Annotated in this window: 4 protein-coding genes; 1 reads left to right on the top strand and 3 read right to left on the bottom strand. The window is 53.1% G+C overall.

The genetic code is table 11. The features are described 5' to 3' along the window. Window position 1 precedes the first annotated feature (1 nt). Window positions 2-868, top strand: coding sequence for a site-specific integrase (locus LCF59_RS15180; protein ID WP_292288462.1), 867 nt, complete (start codon window positions 2-4; stop codon window positions 866-868). 219 nt (window positions 869-1087) lie between these two features. On the opposite strand, the gene LCF59_RS15175 is transcribed toward LCF59_RS15180, so the two are convergent. From LCF59_RS15175 to LCF59_RS15165, 3 genes are all read right to left on the bottom strand, one after another. Continuing rightward, window positions 1088-2632 (bottom strand): DNA polymerase, encoded by a 1545-nt coding sequence (locus LCF59_RS15175; protein ID WP_292288461.1) that lies wholly within the window; start codon window positions 2630-2632, stop codon window positions 1088-1090. Next, the gene (locus LCF59_RS15170) at window positions 2629-4302 is read right to left on the bottom strand and encodes an RNA-directed DNA polymerase (protein ID WP_292288460.1); all 1674 of its coding nucleotides are present in this window, start codon (window positions 4300-4302) and stop codon (window positions 2629-2631) included. The genes LCF59_RS15175 and LCF59_RS15170 overlap by 4 nt, the downstream gene beginning before the upstream one ends. Before the next feature lie 291 nt (window positions 4303-4593). After that, window positions 4594-5589 carry an HNH endonuclease signature motif containing protein gene (locus LCF59_RS15165; protein ID WP_292288459.1) on the bottom strand — a complete coding sequence of 332 codons (996 nt, stop codon included), beginning with the start codon at window positions 5587-5589 and terminating at the stop codon, window positions 4594-4596. Window positions 5590-6000 lie beyond the last annotated feature (411 nt).

Raw genomic sequence — 6000 nt, 5'->3', positions numbered from 1 at the left:
CATACGCGCCAGCATTTCCGAGAACACCCGCAAGGCCTATCGCTCCGACCTCGCGCATTACGCGGCATGGGGCGGCACTCTGCCCGCCACGCCGGAACAGGTCGCCCGTTATCTGGCCGACCATGCCGACACGCTGGCCCCGTCCAGCCTTGCGCGGCGTGTCGCGACTCTGGCCCGGATCCATGCCGCAAACGGCTGGTCCAACCCCTGCCAAAGCGAGGTCGTGCGTGCCACGTTGCGCGGGATCAAGCGGGTCAAAGGCACCGCACAGGATCAGGCCAAGCCCCTGTTGCGCGAAGACCTGTTTCTGGTCCTCGACGCAATGGGCGACACGCCCCGCGACTACCGCGACCGGGCCATGCTGTTGATCGGTTGGGCGGGTGGCTTTCGCTGTTCGGAACTGGTCGGGCTTGATCACACTGATATTGACGAGGTGCGCGAGGGCCTGATCCTGACCCTGCGGCGCTCAAAAACCGACCAAACCGGCCAAGGTCGCAAAATCGGCATCCCCATTGGCCGGACCCGTCATTGCCCTGTTGCGGCCCTGACTGCTTGGCGTGACCTTCTGGCGGATGACATAGGCCCCTTGTTCCGCCCTGTTGATCGTCACGGCAAAATCTCGACTGACCGCATCCGCAGCGATGCCGTTTCCACGATCCTGCGGGGCCGGGTTTGCGGGGCCGGGATCAATCCCGATGGCTATAGCGGCCACAGCCTCCGCGCTGGCCTCGCCACCAGCGCCATCAAGGCTGGGGTGTCAACGTACAAAGTGCGGGCGCAAACGGGCCATGCCTCGGACCTGATGCTCTCGCGCTACGTCCGCGATGCAGGGCTGTTTGACAGCAACGCGGCAGGATCGCTTTTGTAATGAGGGCGGGAAGCGGGAGTTCGCTGCGTGAGTAACGAACGACAGCAACGCGCAAATAGCTGTCGTTCGCTTAAGAGTGCCAGCAAAACTGTTAGCCGCAGAGCATTGCGGTCCGCGGTCGTGCGTTTGGCATAAGCTGCGCGGGAGGAGCTAAACATCGGGCTCCACAGTTGCTTGCTAATACCCAGTGGCGAACAGTCCATGTTGGGAATCTAAATCTCATGCATTCACGAAAAACGGCTCAATCGAAGCCTTTCCTTTGATAGTTTTGTCAAAATGATCGGTCATCGTTTGCACAAACGTAGCAACCACATGATGTGGAGTTTCTGGGTCCGCATGCTGAAACAGAAGTGCGTCGTGCATCGGCAGAAGCACATCAACGTCCGCCATGCCAGCAACCGAAAGAAGAGCCTTCTTAAAAATCAGAGAGCCTTCTCCCTGCACGATCTGGCTTATTGCGGATAGCTTTTCTTTTCTCGTGGGGGTAGGTCCAGCAGAATAGAAGCGATTTCCGAAGCTTGTCGACACAAATCCACGGCGCTCAAATTCGACAACTTTAGCCTGTTTCCATTTCTCATAAGTGGAAAAAGAAGAGAATGCCTCTCGCACAACACGCCGATCGAGGCCAAAGCTTGCCCCCACTATCGGCAAGTTCTTTTTTTTCATCCCATACGCATACGCGAGAAATAGCACCTTCGCCGCCTTTCTGGTGCCCTGTCCTTCCAAATGATTGATACGGAAACTCTCATACATATCGTTTTCATCAAACAGCGTATGAAGAGCCTTATCGCCTGATAGGGCTGCCATTATCCCAACTTCGAACTGATCGAAGTCAACGTAGGCCAAAGTCTTCGCATCGTCTGGGCGGATTATATCGCGATATCGCTTTGGAAGACTCTGCAGAAAAGGCGAGCGCACGGAAATGCGGGAAGTGCGCGAGCCTTGCGTGTCTATGGTCGGGAATACCCGGTCCGCTTTAACCGGTATGCTGTCAAGCACTTCTCGTGCCGCGGAGAGGTTTCGAATATTCTGAACTGCCGAAGCATAGTTGGTCATTTGTGGTAGATAATTGAGTGCAAAATCCAATCCGTACTCCCCTAGATCCACTCCTATGCGGCGTGCATACCTAATATCATCTTGTTCAGATGGTACTTCGAGCGGGATGCTAAATTCGTCGGAAAGGCACCTTAGACTTTCATAGTAAGCGTGCCCGGCTAAACGCCGGTGTCCGGATATCCTATCTCCATCTATTGGAATACCCTTGCTTGAAATGTCCGCGCACACGGATATGCAGGGAAGTTCAATCCCGAAAAACCTTTCAAGTTCTCCGTTTTGAGCAGCTCGTCTGCAAATCTCGATATAGTAGACTAAAAGGAGCGAATGAAAGTTCTCTTGGACTTCAAGGTCAATCGTATTTTCTTGGTAGAAGTTCTTCTTATATGCAAGAAGCGTCTCTTCGCCGTTCAGCAAGAAGCTCGACATCCTGTCGACTACATCAAGCTTCTCTCTCCTGCGCCGCGCACCGGGATCTTTAGAGGCAAGAATACTGAACTCATCAACATCCACCACATTTTTCGGCAAGGCGCCGCAAGATGAACGTAATGCACGTGCGATCATCCAATAGTCGTGGCATACTAAAAAACCTCCTTTTTCCGCAATTTCAGCCGCTGAAACTTCGCGGAACCCATTCTCATCTGCAAGGAAGAAGCGTGATTTTTCCTCTTCTGTGAAGTTTCGTGAGAATGTGAAAGTCGAAATAGTCACGGATACTCCTTGATATCTTCATACAAGGTTGAAAAGCTTGGTGTCTCACGCTTTGAAATTGCGACGCCGTCGTCTCGGAAGGCTTTTCTTGCGCGGCGAGAGGTGCCCACCAACTTAGGGGGGACGCGCCCGAATAAGGTCTTTATCCTATCCGCGGAGCATGCCGAAGTAGAAATCAGAAAGTACCTTTGATTTTGGTAAGGCCAGTCCTCACTGTACTCGTCCATTAAGGCTTCGAGCGGCTCCAAAAACTTGATGGATTGAAGCCAAATCATCATGCCAGCGGCTTCTCCCGTTTTCGGATTCTGCGCAAGAATGTCCTGCGCTAGCTGTCGTAAGTCGGCACTGTCAAATCGGAACGAGGCAAGCAGCATCCACACCTTATGGTTTTGCCAGTCATGAATACATGTTTTCCGATCGAGAATGAACTCTGACAATTTGGATAGGTATACCTCATCTGGATCAAGAACGATTATCAGTTTGCATATTTGGTCGGATGAGACTGCATCGGAGACAAGTGAGGCAATCGCATACTCTAAAAGAGCTTTTGCTTCGTCGCTGTTGACGTCGTAAAGTTGAGCATCGATAAGCTGACTTAGCCTGTTTACAGCAAACCTAAATGTTCGCGACTGGGTCTCCCCGCTCTTTAGGGAATCCCGTATAATTTGGGCAATGTACTCAATTGAGCGAATAAATACACGGCGACTACGTGACTTCCACATGCTAGCGATAGCCATAACCAAAGGATTTTGCGACGGAAAATACTCTTCGACTTTCTTTTGATCGCTGTCAAATCGTAGTACCGTAGTCTTGGTGGCGTTGATGTTCATGCCGACGTCCCTCAAGAGAGAGATTAGCGTTTGAAGTGACTTTCTTGCCTCGTGGTCGTTGTCACAAACAATCCTAATGTCGTCGACGTATCTGTAATAATCGTAGCCACGTCGCTGCATTTCGAAGTCGACGCCGCTTAATAAGGCGTTGGACAAGAATGACGAGCAATCCCTATTCTGGGGGAGTCCAAAGTCCCCATTCAACGTCCATCTCTCAAGAAGTGTTTCAAGTAACCGAGCTGCGGCTAGCATCTGGCCCTTCCTGTGACCAGAAGCCTCTGCGTGTGCGATTAAAGAATGTACGGATGAAACCACTTGCTTTGACGAAACGTTCTCGAAGAAGTTGCTGACGTCAGTCGCAGCAAGAGCGCCCTTGTTTTCAATGAAGCGACGGGTCAATCCTTCATAATCGAGCCATTTATTTATTTTATTTCGAAAAATATACCTTTCGTCATTGCTGTCTCGGTTGAAGCGGTAGCTCAGGACGCGGTGAGACAGAGTTCGGTCAAGCTCTGGCAGTAAAAATGAGCAGATTGCCTGATAGACGAATCGATCAAAAAAGTCAGTCTCGAGGGAGTATCGTTCAGCGAATTGTTTCTTGGGGATAGGTCTGACTACTCTGATGTCACCGATGTAAGTCCCACCCCATCCGTTAAGCGATTCCAGAATCGTGTCCGCAATGTATTCTTGGTCAGCGAAGATGTCATTATATCCCAGCGCGTCACTGTACCAATCATCGCGCATGTCTTGCTGCAGCTGGGACAAGACTGACTTCAGATTCACTGGGAATCCAAGAACTTGCCCGGTAGCGAATAGATTTTTTTTTGTTTCGAAGTCCAACTTCCTCAACCTCATCGAGCGCACTGCTTCGTGTTAACAGCGCTTGTAGTGCTACGGAAGGTTCAGACTATACTTGGGGCGTATGGTTGCAATGTGCTTACTTGCGCAGACGCGAGTTTTGGTCACAAGGTTCGATTAAAGGACTTAAGTGGGCGCCGTTTGCCGCGTTAGGCGGGGAGGACACCTCCGGGCTGACACCGGTCGTCCGCTGCGTTTGGCACGAAAGGCAGGTTTGGGCCGGCCCGGCATTTGAGCTGGCCTGACAAATCACCAAGATGCATGGTGCGCCCATCACGTATAGTCGTCGATGCTGTCCTCCAAACTCTCGCCGGTCAGCTCGCAGAAGGTCTTCAGCGCTCCCTGAAGCGTGAAATACTGATGCTCGCTGCGGTGAACGAACAGCTCACCACGGATCGTAATCTTGGCGACAGCCCAGTCCTTGATCGCGTCAGCTTCCGCAGCACGGGTAAGAACTACCAGCCCGTCTTCGACGAGGGCGCATTGAACGACCAAGCTCTGGTAGATATCGTTCCGGGCGAAGACCCCGCCGAACCGGAGGTTCTGAGCGTATCGCTCCAAACCATCTTCCGACACCGCCTCTGGGCATCCGGGAAACTCGGTCGGGACCTTCCACTTCACTTGGATCGCCGATGGTGTCAGGCTTTCATACTCTTCCGGCTCCGGCTCGAAGTCAGCTCGCTCACGGGTGCCGTACAGCCACTCGCCGATTGCGCCTCCGCTTGGGACCGATCCGCTCTTCGCCCACGCCTCGAAACGAGACTTGGTTTTGGCACCTTCTTCCTTGGTCACAGTCCGCATCCATGAGATATCGGGAAAGGACGTTTCGTTAATGGGTCTGGACGGATCTTCGAGAAACGCTTCTATCGAACCATAGGCCAGCTCAATGCGGCGTGCGGTGATTTCGTTCAGGAGTGCGTTTTCAAGCCTAGTGAGCCAGCGTAGGTTCTCGGGCCTGTTATTCGCCCTGTTGGTGTCGATGTGATCGACAACATGATGATCAGAGGGTGGCGGACCGTTGAAGGCGCTGCAAACAATGCGGTGGATCGGCACGCCGGCCAGAAGGTGATAGCCGGTCGTGAGGTTTTGGCGTCCGAAGGTCCATGTTTTGTCAAGCGGACGGGGGCGTTTCCGGAATTCGTTCAGTCGATAGACTGCGCCGTTGTCACGGACGCAGTATCGCTCGCCGCGATATTCGACCTCGACTTCCGTTTCGTAGATCTCCAGCAGGTGGTCATGCTCGCCCATAGGCGTTTTCGAGGATGGCATCTTGCTCTCCAGTGCAAGGGTGTCTCGGCCTTCCCCGGAATGGTCCGGTGCCGGGTTCTTATCGGCAGACGTGAAGCGAGGCGTCCGGCGCTGCCTTATGCTCTGGACGCACCGACAGATTGTCGAATGTGTTAGGTTGGAGTCAAGAAGTACCGGGGACAGTGCACACTCGCCCTACGCCCGCCAGTGCGTAGCAACTCTAATGTTGGCTTTGCGGGCTGCAACCGCAGCATCCAAGCAGGGCATTGAGAGTCCGGTTAGGGCCGTTCGACCTGAGCGCCCTAACTTGTTGTTGCCGAGATCCGGACGCCGGTGCGTTCTCCTCAATCTGGAAAAGTTACTCGGCAATTCCGTGCTCAGACCCAAATCGAGGCTCAACATAGCGTCGCTTCCCGTCGAGTTCTTTAAGAG

The sequence above is a fragment of the Marivita sp. genome, assembly GCF_020055675.1.
Lineage (GTDB): Bacteria > Pseudomonadota > Alphaproteobacteria > Rhodobacterales > Rhodobacteraceae > Marivita.
Note: the sequence above shows the minus strand (reverse complement) of the source record. Positions and strands in the feature narration are given on the sequence as shown.